Source organism: Pseudomonas sp. BGI-2 (genome assembly GCF_004310295.1).
GTDB lineage: Bacteria > Pseudomonadota > Gammaproteobacteria > Pseudomonadales > Pseudomonadaceae > Aquipseudomonas.
In genome coordinates, this window is the sequence record NZ_SISB01000008.1 from 70788 (window position 1) to 89483 (window position 18696).

General features: G+C 60.9%; 11 protein-coding genes and 2 pseudogenes. 9 read left to right on the forward strand and 4 right to left on the reverse strand.

The window, feature by feature from the left end:
* Positions 1–75: 75 nt before the first annotated feature.
* Complete coding sequence (locus tag EYC95_RS07860) at positions 76–696, forward strand: response regulator transcription factor (RefSeq protein ID WP_131059847.1); 621 nt, start codon at positions 76–78, stop codon at positions 694–696.
* A 36-nt stretch (positions 697–732) separates the two neighbouring features.
* A pseudogene (locus EYC95_RS07865) lies at positions 733–3920 on the forward strand (transporter substrate-binding domain-containing protein).
* A 3-nt stretch (positions 3921–3923) separates the two neighbouring features.
* Here EYC95_RS07865 and dkgB read toward each other — a convergent pair.
* The 3 genes from dkgB to EYC95_RS07885 all read right to left on the reverse strand — a co-directional run bounded on the left by dkgB (position 3924) and on the right by EYC95_RS07885 (position 6504).
* Positions 3924–4727 (reverse strand): 2,5-didehydrogluconate reductase DkgB, encoded by an 804-nt coding sequence (gene dkgB, locus EYC95_RS07870; RefSeq protein ID WP_131059848.1) that lies wholly within the window; start codon positions 4725–4727, stop codon positions 3924–3926.
* Positions 4728–4961: 234 nt separating this feature from the next.
* Positions 4962–5501, reverse strand: a complete 540-nt coding sequence (locus EYC95_RS07880) for a PaaI family thioesterase (RefSeq protein ID WP_131059850.1) — start codon at positions 5499–5501, stop codon at positions 4962–4964.
* Positions 5502–5595: 94 nt separating this feature from the next.
* The gene (locus EYC95_RS07885) at positions 5596–6504 is read right to left on the reverse strand and encodes a LysR substrate-binding domain-containing protein (protein WP_131059851.1); all 909 of its coding nucleotides are present in this window, start codon (positions 6502–6504) and stop codon (positions 5596–5598) included.
* Between the two features lie 104 nt (positions 6505–6608).
* On the opposite strand from EYC95_RS07885, the gene EYC95_RS07890 reads away from it, so the two are divergent.
* The 4 genes from EYC95_RS07890 (at position 6609) to EYC95_RS07910 (ending at position 10484) form a co-directional block, all read left to right on the forward strand.
* A complete protein-coding gene (locus EYC95_RS07890; protein ID WP_131059852.1) occupies positions 6609–7475 on the forward strand; it encodes a pirin family protein in 867 nt (288 codons plus the stop codon).
* Between the two features lie 125 nt (positions 7476–7600).
* Complete coding sequence (gene ycaC / locus EYC95_RS07895) at positions 7601–8227, forward strand: isochorismate family cysteine hydrolase YcaC (protein WP_131059853.1); 627 nt, start codon at positions 7601–7603, stop codon at positions 8225–8227.
* 182 nt (positions 8228–8409) lie between these two features.
* A complete protein-coding gene (locus EYC95_RS07905; protein WP_131059855.1) occupies positions 8410–9852 on the forward strand; it encodes a mechanosensitive ion channel domain-containing protein in 1443 nt (480 codons plus the stop codon).
* A gap of 191 nt (positions 9853–10043) precedes the next feature.
* A complete protein-coding gene (locus tag EYC95_RS07910; protein WP_131059856.1) occupies positions 10044–10484 on the forward strand; it encodes a carboxymuconolactone decarboxylase family protein in 441 nt (146 codons plus the stop codon).
* Here EYC95_RS07910 and EYC95_RS07915 read toward each other — a convergent pair whose 3' ends face one another.
* On the reverse strand, positions 10485–11759 hold the full coding sequence (locus EYC95_RS07915) for a DHA2 family efflux MFS transporter permease subunit (RefSeq protein ID WP_256656918.1): 1275 nt from the start codon (positions 11757–11759) through the stop codon (positions 10485–10487).
* Positions 11760–11837: 78 nt separating this feature from the next.
* On the opposite strand from EYC95_RS07915, the pseudogene EYC95_RS07920 reads away from it, so the two are divergent.
* The 3 genes and pseudogenes from EYC95_RS07920 to EYC95_RS07930 form a co-directional block, all read left to right on the forward strand.
* A pseudogene (locus EYC95_RS07920) lies at positions 11838–12122 on the forward strand (MFS transporter); the annotation flags it as partial.
* A gap of 181 nt (positions 12123–12303) precedes the next feature.
* On the forward strand, positions 12304–14031 hold the full coding sequence (locus tag EYC95_RS07925) for a ShlB/FhaC/HecB family hemolysin secretion/activation protein (protein ID WP_131059857.1): 1728 nt from the start codon (positions 12304–12306) through the stop codon (positions 14029–14031).
* A 105-nt stretch (positions 14032–14136) separates the two neighbouring features.
* Positions 14137–18648 (forward strand): hemagglutinin repeat-containing protein, encoded by a 4512-nt coding sequence (locus EYC95_RS07930; protein WP_131059858.1) that lies wholly within the window; start codon positions 14137–14139, stop codon positions 18646–18648.
* Positions 18649–18696 lie beyond the last annotated feature (48 nt).

Consider the following 18696-nt stretch of genomic DNA (forward strand, 5'->3'; position numbering starts at 1 on the left):
GTCATGGCGCAGCCGTTGCGTCTACCCCGACGTTATCCCGTGGGCATTCGCTGAGTCTTTGCACAGGGAGTGGCCATGAAGTCAGTGCTGATTGTCGACGATCATCCGGTGATTCGAGCCGCACTCAAGCTTGTACTTGAACGGGAAGGTTTCAAACGGATTCATGAGGCGGCAAGTGTTGGGGAAGCGTTGACGATACTGCGTCAGCATCCGGTCGATGTGCTAATCCTGGATCTGGTGATGCCTGACGGCAGTGGGCTGGATCTGCTGGAGCGAATCAGGTCCAGCGCCTGGAAATGTGTGGTGCTGGTTTTCACTTCGCTCGATCCGCTGTTTTTCCAGGAGCGTTGCATGCGCGGTGGCGCCTTGGCGTATGTCTCGAAAACCAACAGCCTGGATCAATTGCACAAGGCGCTGCACGCGTTGATGGCGGGCTACACCTATTTCGCGCAGCTGGTTTCCAGCCCGATGAACCCGCTGCAACACAGTGAAAAAAAGATGATCGACTCGCTTTCCAACCGAGAGATGAACATCTTGCAGCACCTTGCCCGAGGCCTCTCCAACAAGGCGATCGCCAAAGCCATGAACCTGAGCCACAAAACCGTCAGCACCTACAAAACGCGTTTGATCATAAAACTGGGGGTCGTGGCGGCGGTGCATCTGCGCGATTTCGCCATACGCAATCACCTGATCTGAGTGCGCCCGATCGTGCATATCTTGCTTCTGATCCTGATGGTGTGCCTGGTGCCCCCGGCGTTGGCCTCGATCGCCGGCGAGCCTGAGCGCTTGCAGCTGCTGGGGCGTTCCACAGTGGAAGGGTACGAGGTCCCTCTGGAGAAACAGGACCGCCAATGGCTGCGCAACAAGCGTGTGTTGCGCGTCGGGGTGAGCGGGCCGGACTACCCGCCGTTCGAGGTGACGCGCAATCACGATGAGCTGGAAGGCATCACCGCCGATTACACCGCGCTGGTCGCGCAACTGCTGAACGTGCAGATCGAGGTGCTGCGTTATGTCACGCGTGAAGCGGCCATGGAGGCCCTTAAATACGGCGAGCTCGATGTGCTCGCGACTTCGAACAGCTTTGAGCTGGCCGACCCCGAGCTGATCCTGTCCAGTGCGTATGCTGAAGATCAGCCGATGCTGGTCACCCGTCTGGACGAGCGCATGCCAGTGGATCTGGCGGGCAAGCGCATTGCCATGGCCGATGACTATCTGCCGGCGCAAACCGTTAAATCGTTCTATCCCGAGGCCAGCCTGCAACGTTATCCGTCGGCGCTAGATGCGCTCGGGGCGGTGGCGTATGGGCAGGATGACGTGTACCTAGGGGACTTCATCAGCGCTAATTACCTGATCAACAACAACTACCTCAATGACATTCAGATGATCGGGCCGGCCGGCCTCGACGCTAACCCGTTTGGCTTCGCACTGGCTCGGGACAACCTGCCACTTAAGGAACTCATCGACAAGGCGCTGGCGGCGATCCCCATGGATCAGCGCTCAATCATCGAGCAGCGCTGGAGCGCCGGCAGGGCCAAAGTGGCGGGACAGCAGCGCGTGAGTCTGAGTGAGAGTGAACAGCGCTGGCTGGATCAGCATCCAATGGTGAAGGTGGGCGTCGTCGGGGACTTTGCGCCGTTGACCTTCTACGATGCCGAGGGTCGATTCAGTGGGTTGACGGCGCAATTGCTGACGCTGATCAGCCAGCGCAGCGGTTTGAACTTTAACGTGTTACGAGGGCAAACCCTGGACCAGCAAATCCAGCGACTCAGAGCCGGCGAAATCAAGGTCTTGCCCGCCATCATCCCCATGACCAAAGACGTCGCCGGATTGCACTTTACCCGGTCCTATATGGCCCATCCGTACACACTGGTCAGTGCAACAACCCCCGGTAGCCCGACGACGCTGGACGATCTGGCCGGCAAACGCCTGGCGATTTATCCCCGTCATCCGATGCGCGCGTTTATTCAGGCGCGGGCGCCGCAGGTGCAGATGGTAGATGTACAAAACCCGGCCGAAGGTCTGGAGCTGGTGGCGAAGGGACAGGCCGATGCCGCGCTCAGTTCATTGTTCATGACCCGTTACCTGATCGCCCGGTATTACCAGGGACGTTTACGGATCAGCAGCACCGTGGGCGATGAACCGGCGCGCATCGCCATGGCAACCGGCCGTGATGAACCGGAGTTGCACTCGATATTGAACAAGGCGTTGCTGAGCATTTCGCCCGAGGAAATGGACGATCTGGTCGCTCGCTGGAGCAATGATGTGGTGGTGGATGACAGTTATTGGCTGCGTCATCGCCAAGGTATTTTGCAGGCGTTTACCGCGGCCGCGGCGTTGTTGATGCTGGCCCTTGGATGGATCGCCTGGCAGCGTCGGCAGATTCGCCAGCGCCAGCAGTGGATGCAGCAGTTACAGGTGGCCAAGGATGCGGCGGACGATGCCAACCGTGCCAAAACCACGTTTCTGGCGACCATGAGCCATGAAATCCGCACGCCGATCAATGCCCTGATCGGCTTTCTGGAAATGGCCTGGAAGCGTGCAGAAGAGGGCGTCGCCGATCGCGTCTCCCTCGAAGTCGCCTCCACGGCTGCGCAGCAGTTGCTGGCGTTGATCGGCGACATTCTGGACATCGCGCGTATTGAGTCCGGGCATTTATCGCTGACCCCCGAACGCGTCAATCTGCGTGATCTGGTGGCGTCGGTGTGCCGGGTCTTTGAAGGACTTGCCCGGGAAAAGCACCTGGCGTGGCGCGTCGATCTGGACCCGCGCAGTGATCGCGCAGTGTTGATCGACCCCACACGCTTCAAGCAAGTGCTGTCCAATCTGTTGAGCAATGCGATCAAGTTTACCTGCGAAGGCGAAGTGAGCCTGACGCTTCGGGTCATACCCGGTACGTTGGGGGGCCTGGCGGTGAATGTGCGCATTGAAGACAGTGGCATTGGCATCAGTGCGACCGACCAGCAGCGGTTGTTCAGTCCGTTCGTTCAGGCCGGCAACAGCCAGCAATCCGCCCGCAAGGGATCCGGGCTGGGGTTGGTGATCAGCCGCACGTTGTGCGAAATGATGGGCGGCCGGCTGGTGCTGCGCAGCGTCCTCGGACGGGGTTCGCAGGTCGAGATCAGCCTGTCGCTGATCGCATTGAAACCGCTGCCTGCCGATGAATCGGTGAAAAGGACGGTGGTGCAGGTCCCCACGCGGCCGCTGACGGTTCTGGTGGTTGATGATTACCCGGCCACCGCTTGTTGCTCTCAAGTCAACTGAGCTACCTGGGGCATCGCGTGATGGAGGCCGAGGATGGCGGGCAAGGGCTGGAACTGTGGCGGGCACACGAGTTTGATGTGGTCATCACTGACTGCAATATGCCAAAACTCAGCGGTTATGAATTGACCGGCGCGATACGCGATGAAGAGCGCGCGCAAGGCCTGCCGCCGACGCTGATTCTGGGTTTTACCGCCAATGCGCAGCCTGAAGAAAAGGTCCTGTGCCTTGAAGCGGGTATGGACGACTGCCTGTTCAAACCCATTCGGCTGGCGGACCTGAGTGGGTGGTTGGCTGGCCGGTTTGCAGAGACGACGAGCAAACAACCCTCATCGTCAGAAATCGACCTGAGTGAGTTGGAGCAGTACGTCGGTGAAGACCGGACGTTGATCAATCAATTGCTGCGCGAACTGGCAGTGACCAATCGGCAGGACCGTGAACATCTGCTTCAAGCCCACGCTGGCAACAATCTCCCCGTTCTGCAAGACCTGGTGCACCGCATCAAGGGCGGTGCGCGCATGGTCCGGGCCCAACGGCTGATCGAGTGTTGTGAAGCGCTGGAACGTGCCTGCGGCGAGGGTCGCGCGGCATTGATTGACGAGGCCGTCGATCAATTGCAGGACGCAATGCGAAGTCTCGATCAGAGCCTTGAGCAGAGCTGACGCTTAATCCCAATGCGGTGCGATGCCTTTCGGGCTGGTCAAGCGCTGGCCACGATCCAGGCTTGCAATCAACGCCATGTCGGCCTCGCTCAATTGCAGGGCACAAGCTTGCAAATTGCTTTGCAGGTTGGCGCGTTTGGTAGAGGAGGGGATGACCGCGTTACCCAGCTGCATGGCCCAGGCCAGTGTGACTTGGGCCGGGGTTGCCTGAAGACGATCGGCGATTTGCTGGATGACCGGGTCTTTCAACACTTCGCCGTAGGCCAAGGTCATGTAGGAGGTGATCTGGATGCCTTGGTGCTGGGCAAACTCGACGACCTTGCGGTTTTGCAGGTACGGGTGCAGTTCGATCTGGTTGGTGGCGATGTTCTCGGCACCGACCGCTGCAATCGCCTGCTGCATCAGGTCGACCGTGAAGTTGGAGATGCCGATCTGCCGGGTCAGGCCCAGTCGTTTGGCTTCGAGCAAGGCGCCCATGAACTCCTCGACCGGCACTTGATCTTCCGGGGACGGCCAGTGGATCAGCGTCAGGTCCAGGTAATCGGTCTGCAGTTTGCGCAGGCTCTCTTTGAGGCTGTCAATCAACCGGTCTTTGGCGAAGTTGGCGACCCAGATTTTGCTGGTGATGAACAGCTCTTCACGGGCGATACCACTGGCGGCAATGGCCTCGCCGACCTCGGCTTCGTTTTCGTAGATTTGCGCGGTGTCGATCACCCGGTAACCCAGCGCGAGGCCGGTGCTCACCGAATCGATGACCACCTGGCCTTGCAAGCGAAAGGTACCGAGACCGAATGCGGGAATAGACATCAATGACTCCAGGGGTTGCAGTGGGAATGGACAGGAGTATCCCCGGCTGCCTCCCTGTGAAAAACAGCTGGATGGGCAAAGCAATGTTTACCGCAAGTCATGAATCGTTGGCAGCCTGGGGGATTGTTGGTGTCTGGTCGGGCGCCTTCGCGGGCAAGCCTCGCTCCTACAGGAATTTGCTAGATTTTGTAGGAGCGAGGCTTGCCCGCGAAGGGAGCGCCTCGGTCCTGAAGCTTACCCCCGAGCTTCAAGAATCATGCAAGTGGTCGACCCGGTCGCATACAACCGCCCATCCACATCATAAATCCGCCCCTCGGCCAGCGCGGTAGAACGGCCCAAATGCACAATTTTGCCTTCGGCCCGAACCGGTCCGCTGGCACCGGTCAACGCGCGGACGTAGCTGATGCGCAAGTCCAGCGTCGTGTACCCCTGGCCCTTCTTCAACTGAGTGTGAATCACGCAGCCCATGCACGAATCCAGCAAGGTCGCCGCGTAGCCGCCATGCACGCTGCCCAGCGGGTTGTAATGCCGCGAGTCCGGCGCGCCCTGGAAAATGAACAGCCCGGCCGACCATTTAATCGGGATGAAGTCCATCAAGGCGCCGACGGGTGGTGAAGGCAGTACACCGTCGCCGATACCCTCGAAAAACTCGGCGGGCGACAGCGCGCTGACCTCGGCCACGGACAAACTGCCAGGGCCAGCCAGACGCGAGCGCATGGCCTGTTCCTGGGCGATCCATTGGGCGAGGGTGGCGTCGCGGTTGGGGCTTTGCATGAGGATGTCCTCAGGCGGGAGCGGATATTATGGTTGTAATCCGCATCGATATTATGTCCGAAGTAAAACTCCGCCAGCCCCGTGTGTCGCGTTATCAAGCGATATCGCTGAGGTTGAATTCCTCGCCTAAAAAGTCGATCAACGCTCTGACCGAGGGCAGCAATCCGCGACGTGACGGAAAGATCGCGTGCACGATTCCGCACTTCGGCGCCCAACCCGACACCAGTTCAACCAATCGCCCGGCCGCGATGTCATCGCGCACCACCACGCTCGGCAGGTGCGCAATGCCGATCCCGGCGAGCACGGCGTGGCGCAAGGCCAACAGGTCATCGGTGACCATGCGCGGTGCGTGTCGAATCATCGCGCTGGCGCCGTCCGCGCCGAACAATTCCCACTGATATTCACGCTGCGCCGCTCCCCAGTGCAGGCTCGGCAAACCGCTGAGGTCGGCCGGGGAGGCGGGCGACGACAGGTGTTCGCCAAAGGCCGGGCTGCCCACCAGGCACTGCGTGCTGTTGCCCAGCACCTTCATCACCATGTCGGTGTTTTCCAGCGGTGGAAAGCGCACCCGCAGGGCAATGTCGAATCCCTCGTGGATCAGATCGACCCGGCGGTTGGTGCTCTCGATGAACAACTCCACTAACGGGTACTTGAGCATGTAGCGGGTCAGCATCGGCCCGACCCAGGAGTTGAGCAGCGCCGTCGGGCAACTGATGCGCACCAGCCCTTGAGGTTCGGAGCGATTGCGTTCGATGAGTTCGGCGGCGCTTTCCGCCTCCACGCGCATGGCCAGGCAGCGCTGGTAATACGCCTGGCCGATTTCGGTCAGCGAACAGTGCCGACTGGTGCGGTGCAGCAGGCGTACACCGAGGCGCTCTTCAAGCTCGGCAATGCGTCGGCTGAGCTTGGATTTGGGCATGTCCAGCGCCCGCCCGGCCGGGGCGAAACCGCCGTGTTCCACCACTTGGGTGAAGTAGTACAGGGTGTTGAGGTCTTCCACCATCGTTCTCCAGGTAGAACGCCAAGGCTTATTTTTGCAGTCTAGTGCATCAAAGGCTGCGGTTTTAAGCTTAATCCATCGCGTCAAACAACGAATTTGGAGGCAGGATGAAAAACATCATCGGTATCTACACCAGCCCACGGACCCACTGGGTCGGCGACGGTTTCCCGGTTCGCACGCTGTTTTCCTACGACAACCTGGGCAAACACATCAGTCCGTTTTTGCTACTCGATCATGCGGGCCCTGCTGAGTTCACCCCGACCACCGAGCGTCGTGGCGTTGGTCAGCATCCACACCGCGGGTTCGAAACCGTAACTATCGTTTACAAGGGCGAACTGGAGCACCGCGACTCTACCGGCAGCGGCGGCAAGATTGGCCCTGGCGATGTGCAATGGATGACCGCGGCGTCGGGGATTCTCCATGAAGAATTCCACTCCGAAGGGTTCGCCAAGAGCGGCGGCACCCTGGAAATGGTTCAGCTGTGGGTCAACCTGCCGGCCCGGGACAAAATGGCCGATGCCGGTTATCAGACGATTCTCGATGGCGACATCCCGAGCATCCCGCTCAAGGACAAGGCTGGCAGCCTGCGCTTGATCGCTGGCGAGTTCGAGGGGCACACCGGCCCGGCGCGCACGTTTACGCCGATCGACGTCTGGGATCTGCGCCTCAACGGCGGCAAGCTGTTGACCCTGGATCTGCACGACGGTCGCAACACCGCGCTGGTGGTGCTGCGCGGCACGGTTCAGGTCAACGGCCAGGAACTGGTGCGCGAAGGGCAGTTGGCGTTGTTCGAACGCGATGGCCATCAGCTCAGCCTGGAAGCCAATAACGACGCTGTGGTGTTGCTGCTCAGCGGCGAGCCGATCGACGAACCGATTGTCGGCCACGGCCCGTTCGTGATGAACAGCGAGCAAGAAATTCATCAGGCCTTTGCTGACTTCCAGTCAGGCCGGTTCGGTCGGATGAGCGATTGAACACTTTGTTGTACTGCGCTGGCGTGCCGGACTTGGGGACTACCCTTGCCTGGCCGCGTTTAACCCACATCAGGATTCATTCAAGCCGGCCCGTTCGGCATCGATAAAAAGCGAGGATTACTCCCATGACTACTTCTTACAGACGTCTCGACAAGGATAACGCCGCCGTTCTGTTGGTCGATCACCAGGCGGGTCTGCTTTCTCTGGTGCGCGACATCGAGCCGGACCGTTTCAAGAACAACGTGCTGGCCCTGGCTGACCTGGCCAAGTACTTCAAGCTGCCGACCATCCTCACCACCAGTTTCGAAACCGGTCCGAACGGCCCACTGGTGCCTGAACTCAAGGCGCTGTTCCCGGACGCGCCTTACATTGCCCGTCCCGGCCAGATCAATGCCTGGGACAACGAAGACTTCGTCAAGGCAATCAAAGCGACCGGCAAGAAACAGTTGATCATCGCCGGCGTGGTGACCGAGGTTTGCGTGGCTTTCCCGGCACTGTCGGCCCTGGCTGAAGGCTTCGATGTGTTCGTGGTGACCGACGCTTCCGGCACCTTCAACGAACTGACCCGTCAATCGGCCTGGGACCGTATGTCGTCCTCCGGCGCGCAATTGATGACCTGGTTCGGCCTGGCCTGTGAGCTGCATCGCGACTGGCGCAACGACGTGGAAGGCTTGGGCACCTTGTTCTCCAACCACATCCCGGACTACCGCAACCTGTTTACCAGCTACAACGCCCTGACCGACAGCAAATAACCCTGACAACACTCATCCCCTGTGGGAGCGGGCTTGCTCGCGAAGGCGGAGTAACATTCAACGACTAAGTTGACTGTTACACCGCTATCGCGAGCAAGCCCGCTCCCACAGTTTTTTGTGGTGTTATCAAATCCGCAATTGCTCCTACACTGTGCCCATCCGTACATGGCTGGAGTTGCTTGATGCTGTCACTGCTTACCGATCACCCATTGATCTGCGCGATGATTTTGATCCTTATCGATCTTGGGCTATGGCGCCTGCTCAGTGCCAATGGCAGCAACTGGAAACTGGTCGTACGGCTGGTGATTTTCGCGCTGTTCAGCGTCTTACTGTTCAACGAAGGCTTGAACCCGCTGGAGCCGGCACCGTGGGCCGATAACGTGCCGCTGCACCTGGCGGCCACGGGTTTGCAGATCGGCTGGTGGCTGTTCGGCGCGCGTACTTTGACCGTGCTGATCGGTGCGGTGATGATGCAACGGGTCGGGCACACCGGGCGGTTGCTGCAGGATTTGCTCGGTGCGGTGATCTTTTTGATCGCCGTCATCGCCGCCCTGGCCTATGTGCTTGAACTGCCGGTCAAGGGCGTGCTCGCCACCTCCGGTGCGTTGGCGATCATCGTCGGCCTCGCCTTGCAAAGCACCCTGAGCGACGTGTTTTCGGGGATCGTCCTCAACACCACCAAACCCTATCAACTGGATGACTGGATCTCCATCGACGGCACCGAAGGCCGGGTCACCGACATCGACTGGCGCGCCACACGCCTGCAAACCTCCCAGGGCAGCATGGCGGTGATTCCCAACTCGCTGGCGGCCAAGGCCAAGATCATCAATTTCAGCCGACCGAGCGATATGTTCGGCGTCTCGATCAGCCTGCAACTGAGCCCGCACGCGCGCCCGCAAACGGTGCTCGACGCGCTGGAGCGGGCGATGCAGGGTTGCCGTTTTCTGTTGAACAAACCGGCGCCAAACGTATCGTTGAAAGGTTCCAGCGCCAGTGGCGTGGAGTACGAAATCAGTGGTTTCGTAGTCTCCATGGATCAGAAGCGCATTGTTCGCAACCTGCTGTTCGACCTGGCGTACCGGCATTTGCAAGCATCCGGCGTCAGCCTGTTGTCGAGCGTCGAATCCAACGCGCCTGCCGAGCTGTCACGGCCGCGGGCGTTGCTGGACAGCTCGAACATTTTCTCGACCCTGCGCCAGGAAGAGAAAGACACCTTCAGCCAGAACATGAAGCTGCAAACCTTCCGCGCCGGTGAAATGATCTTGCCGGCGGGGGAGGTCAGCGATCACCTGTTCATCATCGAATCCGGCGTGGTCTCGGTGCAATTGAGCCGTGGCGGGATCAAGTTTGAATCCGGGCGCATGGGGCCGGGCGAGGTGATCGGCGAGGGCGGGGTTTTGTCCGATACCGCGTTGCCGGCCGAGTTTAGCGCCAAGACCGCCTGCAGCTTGTACCGGATCGAGAAGGACTACCTCAAACCGTGCCTGGATGCGCGCCACGACATCAGCGAAGCGATGAAGGCGTTGCTGGATTTCCGTTTGCACAAGGCGCAGTCGTTGACCCAGGAAGTGCCGAAGGTGGTGGCGAAGAGAGGGTTTTTGCAGTGGTTGCGTAACCGGGCTTAGTTCTGCGGTGGATGGCCGCTACGCGGTTTGCGGGCAAGTCGGCAGCAGGCTCGCCGCAGAATGTGCGGATCAGCAATCCACCATCGTCAAATCCTTCAATGGCCTCCTCGACTTCTGAAATATTGGCTATTTGTCAGCGGAGCCGACAGGACTAACTTAGCTCCGCCCCCCCCTTGCTATTAGAGCCCACCATGAAACCTCGCATCGATTTCTACACCGCTTCCCCCGACGCACTCAAAGCCATGATCGCGCTGGAAACCGCGGTGTCGAAGCTGCCGCTGGAAAAGACCCTGATCGAGCTGGTCAAGCTTCGTACTTCGCAAATCAACGGCTGCGCCTTCTGCCTGGATATGCACAGCGCCGATGCCCGAAAGGGCGGTGAAGACGAGCGCCGTCTGTACACGCTGTCGGCCTGGCGTGAAACGCCGTTCTTCACCCCGCGTGAACGTGCGGCGCTGGTCTGGACTGAATCCTTGACACTGCTGAGCCAGACTCACGCGCCCGATGAGGATTACGAACTGGCGGCGTCCGAGTTCAGCCCGAAAGAACTGGTCGACTTGACCGTGGCCATTACCACCATCAATGCCTGGAACCGTCTGGCAGTCGGCTTCCGCAAAATGCCTCAAGCCTGATCAGTGAGCGTCTGCTGACGGCGCGGCCGGTGGTTGCACCTTGCGCATCAAGGGCACCATCGTCGTGGCGATGATGAAGCAGACCATAATCATCAGAAACGCGTCGCCATAGGTCTGGGTCTGGGCTTCGCGAAAGGTCAGTAGCCATAGCTGATGCAGGCTGGCGGTGACGCCCACGTCACCGCTTTGGCCGAGGGCGGCGAAGTTGTTGCCCACCTGGAACAGCCACTGATTCAGTGATTCGTTGGTGCTGTTCAGGTGCTCCGCCAACCGGGTGAAGTGCAGGTTGGTGCGGTCGTTGAGAATGGTCGCACACGCGGCGATGCCGATGGCGCCCCCCAGGTTTCGCATCAGGTTGAATAGCCCCGAAGCATGTTTGAGCCGCGCCGGTGCCAGTCCGCCGAGGGTCAATGTCACCGCTGGCGGCACCGCCAGTTGCTGGGCAATTCCGCGCAGTGCTTGCGGCAGCATCAATTCTTTAGCCCCCCAGTCATGGGTGATCGGGCTGAAATCCCACATCGACATCGCGAACAGCCCAAGGCCGGTCATCATGATCCAGCGCAGGTCAATGCGATTGGCCAGAAAGGCGTACAGCGGAATCGCCATGATCTGGAACACCCCGGTGGAGAAAACCGCCAGACCAATGTCCAGCGCACCGTAGCCACGCACCCGGCCAAGAAACAACGGCGTCAGGTAAATGGTCGCGAACAGGCCGATCCCGGTGACGAATGAAAAGAAACAGCCGAGGGCGAAGTTGCGGTCTTTCAAGGCGCGCAAATCGACGATCGGGTTGGCCACGTGCAAGGTTCGGCCGATGAAGGCCAGGCCGGCCAGGCCGCTGATCCATGCCGTGGTCAGAATCGTGCTGTCACTGAACCAGTTCCAGCGCGGGCCTTCTTCGAGGGTGTATTCCAGGCAGCCGAGAAACAGCGCCATGAATACCATGCTCAAATAGTCGGCGCCCTTGAGCAGCGACAGTTCCGGCTGGTCGATTTTCACCAGCATCGGCACCGCTACCGCGACGAAGATACCCGGCACCAGGTTGATGTAGAACAGCCAGTGCCAGGACGAAATGTCGGTGATCCAGCCACCGATCACCGGCCCCAGGGTCGGTGCCAGCGAAGCCACCGCGCCGATGGTCGCGGCCGCGATCACCCGTTGTTTGCCGGTGAAGAAAAAGAACGCGGTGGTGAACACCAGCGGGATCATCGAACCACCGAGAAAGCATGCCGATGCACTGATGGCGAAGGCGAAGACTTTGGTCGCCGTCGCCATGCTGGCAGCATTGCGGTGGCTGCCGAAGAAGCGTTGCTCGCCAACCTCGACGCCACCGAACAACTGCAACACGCGGTGATCGGCCAGGCCTTTGCCGTCGCCCCGCAACAAGCCGCGCAAACCCTGTCGGTGTATTTCCTGGCGTTCGCCTTCGGCGTGGTGGTGTGGGGGCGGATGTGTGATCGCGTCGGCCGTCGGCCCTCGATGCTCGCCGGGTTGGCGTTGTATGCCGGTGCCTCGGTGCTGGCGCTGAACGCCCGCACGTTCGAGGCGCTGCTGATGGCCCAGGCGCTGGCCGCGTTCGGTGCGGCGGTGGGCTCGGTCGTCACGCAAACCCTGCTGCGCGACCGCTTCAAAGGCGCAGGGCGAAACGTTGCTGCTGTTCGGCGCGCTCGCCTTGGTGTTGGCGGGAACAGCACGCAAACCAATTGTTTAAGAAATGTAAGCGTTGTAGGCAAATTCTTGCATTTGTGTAGGAACGATCTGACTATCACTCGCATTGATGGGATGGCATTAAGCCATTTGATGATGACAAGGATGTTGAGTGCCGGATTCGTTTCGCGTTGTACCTCGTCGTAGATCCTCGCCTTGCACGCTGTTGTTGGCTTCGTCGTTGAGCCTGAGTGTTTTTACACTCCAGGCGGCAGAGCCTTCCGCCCCAGGTCAGGAAGTGCTGCGCCAGCAACAACAGCAACAGCGCGATCTGCAACAACTGCAACTGGACCAGCGCCGTCGGCAACTGGAACGCGGCAGCTTTGGTCCGGCACCGTTGACGCCGGCCGTCTCCGCCAGTGCTCCTGCCGATGAACGCTGCTGGCCCCTAAGTGGCACGCGCGTGGGCGGTGTCACCCTGATCAGCAGCCAAACGCTCAACGAGCGGATCAAACCGCAACTGTCGTCGTGCATGGGCGTCGGACAGATCAACCATCTGCTGGCAACCATCACCGGCCTCTATGTGGACGCGGGCTACATCGCCAGCCGGCCGTACCTGCGCAGCGCTCCGGCAGCCGGGCAATCGCTGGACATCGTGGTCGATGAAGGTTACGTCGAGTCCATCGAACTGGCCGACCAGAGCCTGCCAGTGTCCCTCGGCGGGGCGTTCCCCGGGATGCTCGGCAAGCCGCTGTACCTGCGCGATCTTGAGCAAGGCCTGGATCAGCTGAACCGCTTGCGTTCGCTTGACCTGACCGCCGACATCGCCCCCGGCACCCAGCCCGGCGCCTCGCGAATCATCCTGCGCTCGCGCTCCAGCGGTCAGTCACGCTGGGCGTTGGGCCTGGGCGTCGACAACCTCGGCAGCGCCAGCACCGGGCGTGATCGCGACACCTTGAGCCTGAGCCTCGACAGTCCGCTGGAGCTCAACGACGCCCTCAACGTGAGCGTCAGCGACACCCTCAATCACGGCGATCGTTACAGCCGTAACGCCAGCGTTTACTACGCCATTCCTTACGGTTACTGGACCTACAGCGTATTCGCCAGCCATGCCGAATACCGCGCGCCGTTCAAACTCAGCACCCTGAAATTCCACAACACCGGCATCACCGACCAGCTCAGCGTGCGCGCCGACCGGGTGTTGTGGCGCGATCAAAGCCGTCAGCTCAGCGCCAATCTGCAACTGGCCCACAAAGACGTCGACAGCTATCTGGAGAACATTCGCCTCGGTATCCAGAGCCCGACCCTGACCGTGGCCGAAGCCGGTTTGAACCTGTTCTGGCTCAACAGCGCCGTGTGGAATCTGGACGTCAATTACGCCCAGGGCCTGCGCTGGCTCGGTGCTGATGACGATGCACCGCGCCAGGTCAACAACCTGCCCAAGGCGCAGTTTCGCAAGTACCGCGCCGGCCTCAGCCAGTGGCGCAACGGTCGGTTCGGCCAGCAGACGTGGCAGTGGCAAAGTCAGTTGAACGTGCAGTACAGCCCTGATCCGCTGCCCGCCATCGAACAACTGCTCGGCACCGATGATTCCGCCGTGCGCGGTTACCGGGTCAACAGTGCGTCCGGCGCCAGCGGCGCGATCTGGCGTAACACGTTGCGTCTGCCGTTGCGCAGCGATTTGCCGGTGCTGGTCACCCCGCGCCTAGGTCTGGACAACGGCTGGATCAAGGCCGACCACGGCGCCCAGGGGCAACGCCTGAGCGGTGCCAGCGCCGGGGTCAACCTGAGCTGGAAAAACCTGCAAGTGGACGTCGATTACCAACGCAGCCTCAACACCCCCAGCGGTTTAAGGCATGAGCCAGAGACCTGGCTGATGCGCGTGGGGTTGCAGATATGACCACCGCCTCACCCTATAAACATTCAGCCGTCGGACCTGTGCGCGACAGCCTCGGCAATCATCCCAACGCGCAACGTGATGCCGCACTTTTATTGAGAGGTTCCTATGCCTGAACAAACATTTGCGTTCCATCTTTCCCCTCGGGGAAAACTGCGCTGGGCGATTGCCAGCCTGTTCCTGATTGCCCATCTGCCAAGTGCTCTGGCGGGTGGTGTGGTGGTCGCGCCGGGCCCCGGCGGCAACGCGCAACTGCAAACCCAGGGCGGCGTGCCGATCGTCAATATCGTTGCGCCCAATGGCTCGGGCCTGTCGCATAACCAGTTCCTCGACTACAACGTCGATCGCCAGGGCCTGGTGTTGAACAACGCCTTGCAGGCCGGGCAGTCCCAGCTCGCCGGGCAACTGGCCGCCAACCCGCAACTCCAGGGCCAGGCCGCGAGTGTGATCCTCAACGAAGTGGTCAGCCGCAACGCTTCGGCCATCAACGGTGCCCAGGAAATCTTCGGCCGCGCCGCCGATTACGTGTTGGCCAACCCCAACGGCATTTCGGTGAACGGCGGCAGTTTCATCAACACGCCGAACGCCAACCTGGTGGTCGGCCGCCCCGAATTGAACGACGGCAAGCTGCAATCCCTGAACACCCGTGATGCCTCCGGGACGTTGCAGATTCAGGGCGCGGGCCTGCAAAACCGTGAGGGCTCGATCAACCTGATCGCCCCGCGCATCGACAGCCAGGGCAGCCTCAACGCTCGGGATCAGCTGAGTCTCACCGTCGGCCGCAATCAAGTGGATTACGCCTCGGGTCAGGTGAAAGCCGTGGACCCGACCGGCAACACCAGCGATCAACGCATCGACGCCAGCCTGTTTGGCGCCATGCAGGCCGGGCGCATCAACATCGTCAGCACCGCCGAAGGCGCGGGCGTGCGGGTCGGGCCGGTACAGGTCGCGGGCCGCGATGGCGTGCAGATTCGCTCGGCAGGGGATTTGAGCATCAGCGGCCAAGCGGTTCCCGACAGCCTCGATGTGGTCCAGGCCGGCGTGCGCAGCAGCCAGGGCGACGTCGGCCTGCACAGCGGCAAGGACCTGACCCTGGCCGCCACCGACGTCAGCGGTCGCGACGTCAAACTCGCCGCCGGACGCAACCTGACCCTGACCACCGTCGAAAGCCGCCATCTCCAGGAGAAACGCGAAAACTGGAACAACAGCACCATCGGCATCACCTGGGAAACCTACGATCGCACGCAGACCGACAGCGATTCACGCCAGCACGGCAGCCGGATTCTCGCCAGCCGGGACGCGCAACTGTCGTCCGCTGGCGACACGGAATTGAACGCTGCCAAGATTGAAGCGGCAAAGAATCTCAGCGTGCAAAGCGGTGGCGATTTACGCCTGAGCGTCGCCACCGAAAGCCACACCCAGACCGATCAGGGCAACCACCGCAAACACCTGTGGAAAGCCGATTGGGACACCCGCAGCGAAGAGCAGCGCAGCATCACCAGCCAACTGAAGGGCGGCAACATCGCCCTGCAGACCGCCTCGTTGCTGCGTTCCGAAGGTGCTGAGCTGAACAGCGCCGGCGACATCCACCTCGCGGGCAAGCAGGTGGAAATCACCAGCGCCAGCCGCACTCAGCGCAACAGCGACAACCGTTACTCGGGCGATCTGGTGGGCGGCGGTTTCTTCGGCAAGACCGGCGACGCCGATCAGGGCAAAACCCAGAATCAGGGCAGTAAAATCAACGCGTCCGGCAAGCTGATCGTCAAGGCCGATGACGTACGCATCAGCGGCAGCCAGGTGCGCGGCGGTTCTGAATCCAGCGTCATCAGCGACAAGGGTTCGCTGGTGATCGATGGCGTGCAAGACACTTCCCACGCCAACAACCACGACAAGGACAGCAAGTTCTTCGGCATCACCAAGGACGAAACCCGGCAGAACGCCAAGGGCAGCAGCACGGTGCGCAGTGAGCTGACGTCGGACAGCAACCTCACGCTCAAGAGCGCCAAGGACATCGAAGTGGCCGGTTCCACGGTCAAGGCCGGCGGCACTCTGAACGCGGAAGCGGCGGGGGATGTGCAGGTGCATTCCGCACAAAACACCCGCGACAGCAGCACGACCACCGAGACGCGCGGCTTCGATGCCTACGCCAAGGAAAACGCCCCAGACGCCGGCCAGTATCGTGCCGGTGTGCACTACGAAGACAAGCAACAAAACATGACCAGCAACGACGTCAAACAGCAGGGCTCAAGCCTCAGCGCCGGCACTGTGCAACTGACGGCGGGAGGCGACCTGACGCTTAAAGGCGCCGAGGTCAATGCGACCCACGGCGATACGACGCTGACCGGCAAAAACGTCTCGCTGCTGGCCGAGCAGGACAGCCACAGCACCACAACGGACAAAACCAGCACCAGCGGCGGCTTCTACTACACCGGCGGCCTCGACCGTGCCGGCAGCGGCGTCGACTTCGCGCACACCACCTCGCAAGACACCACCGGCAAAACCACTGCGCAAACCACGGGCGTGCAGAGCAGCGGTATCCTGAACATCAACACCGGCAAACTCACCACCGAAGGCGCGCGTCTTGATGCCGGCAAAGGTCTGAATGTCGCGGCGGTCGATGTCGACAATCGCGCCACTAATAACACTGACAGCAGCACCCATAAAGACAGCAGCTGGTCGGCGGACATCGGTGCCAACGTCGAGTACAAGGACATCGCCCGGCTGATCGCCGGTGCGGTCAAGGACGTGCTGGCCGGTAAAGTGCCGGACAAGGATGCACTGGCCAATCTCGGCCAGCCGAATGTCGGCATCGACCTCGCTATCGGTCATCAGAACACCCGCCACACCGAGCAAACCGGCAACGCCGTGGTCAGCCAGTTCAAGGGCGGCACCGTGGACGTGAAAGTCGCCGGGACGTTGCAGGACCAGGGCACTCAGTACCAGGCGAGCGCGGGCAAGGTAAACATCACCGCCGATACGTTGGTGGCGAGCGCTGCGAGCAATACCCGCAGCAGCACCGATCAGGCACTGGACGCCAAGGCAGATGTGCGGGTCTACACCAAAACCGGTGAGGACGTGAACGTCGCCGGCAGTGGTGCGGGCGGAAGCAGTCGGACGCACAAGGACAGCTCCAGCGCCGTGGTCGGCAGCTATGCCGGCAGTGAAGGAGTGAACATCAACCTGCGTGGCGATGGTCAGTTCGAAGGCAGCCATTTTGACGGCGGGCAGGGCGGTGTTGCGATCAAGACCGGTGGTGAACTGGCGCTGAACCAGGCCAATGATCGCCAGAGCAGCGACACCTCCAGCCTGCGCGGGAACGGCTCGTTGAACGTCGGCACTGCGCCGGGCACCAACGGCACCAATGTGGATCTGGGCGCCGGTTTCCAGCTCGATCACACCGGCAAACAGACCCGGGACAGCCAGGCTCAGGTAGCGAGTATTCAGGGCAAAGGTCCAGTGCTGCTGAGCAGCGATGGCGACCAAATCCTGCAAGGGACGAAGGTCGACACGCTGGGCGGTATTGACCTGAAGGCTGGCGGCAAACTCGATCTGCAAGCGGCGACCGACACCCACAACACCACCGGCAGCAACCTAGGGGGTGGCCTCAAGGTGGGCGGCAGCAAAACCAGCACAGAGAAAAGCGCTGATCAGGGCGGAAATCTGAGCGGCAATTTCAACATCGGTCGGGTCAATGAAACGACCCGGACCTTCACCGGTGGCCAGCTCAATAGCCAGGACAAAATCGCCCTCAGCGGCGATGCGATCCACCTGCAAGGCACCCAAGTCAACGCCCCGAGCGTCAGCCTCGATGCGCATCGCGGCGGCATCTATCAGGAATCGGCCCAGTCCACTCAGACCCGGACTAACTGGAATGTGGCACTGAATGCCGGCGGTAACCTGAGCAACAGCACACCGGTTGTCACGGATGAAAAGAACGTCGTCGCCAGTGATCACGGCTTCAATGCCGGGGCCAAGGTCGGAGTTGATGTTGTGCGCGGCACGAGCCAGCAGAACAGCCAGATCAAGGCTGACAGCGTGGTGTTGAACAGCGCGGGGGATACGTATCTGGCGGGGGCGCGGATTGATGCGGCGACCGTCAGCGGCAAGGTGGGCGGTGACTTGAACGTGGAAAGTCGCCAGTACAGCCAGACCAGCGCCAAGCTTGATGTGGACCTCGGCCTGACGGGCAAGAAGGCTGCACCGGCCGATAAGGACAACGTGGCCGAGAACAGCAAGCTGGGCGGAACCGACTACAAACCGACGCTGAAACTGGAAGGCGATTACGCGCACAAAGACAGCGTCGGCCAGGCTTCCGGCATCAGTGGCACCCAGGGTGTGAACCTGAAGGTTGGCGGCGCAACACAACTGACCGGCGCGCGGATTGCGGCCACTGAAGGCCGTGTTGACCTGGGTGGTTCCGAGGTCAGCACTGCGAGCGTGAGCAACCGTGATTACGGGGTCAACGCCGGTCTGGATTTGCCTGAAAAGGCAAAAGGTGAAGGCGGCAAACCGGTTGTTTCAACCCCGGATGAGCACAGCGTCAAACTCGGTCCTGTAACCCTTGGCGGTCATTACGACAGCCAATCGCTGCAGGCCGGGATCGACGAAAAAAACATCTAAACCGCAAGACCCTGTGGGAGTGAGCTTGCTCGCGATAGCGGCCGTACA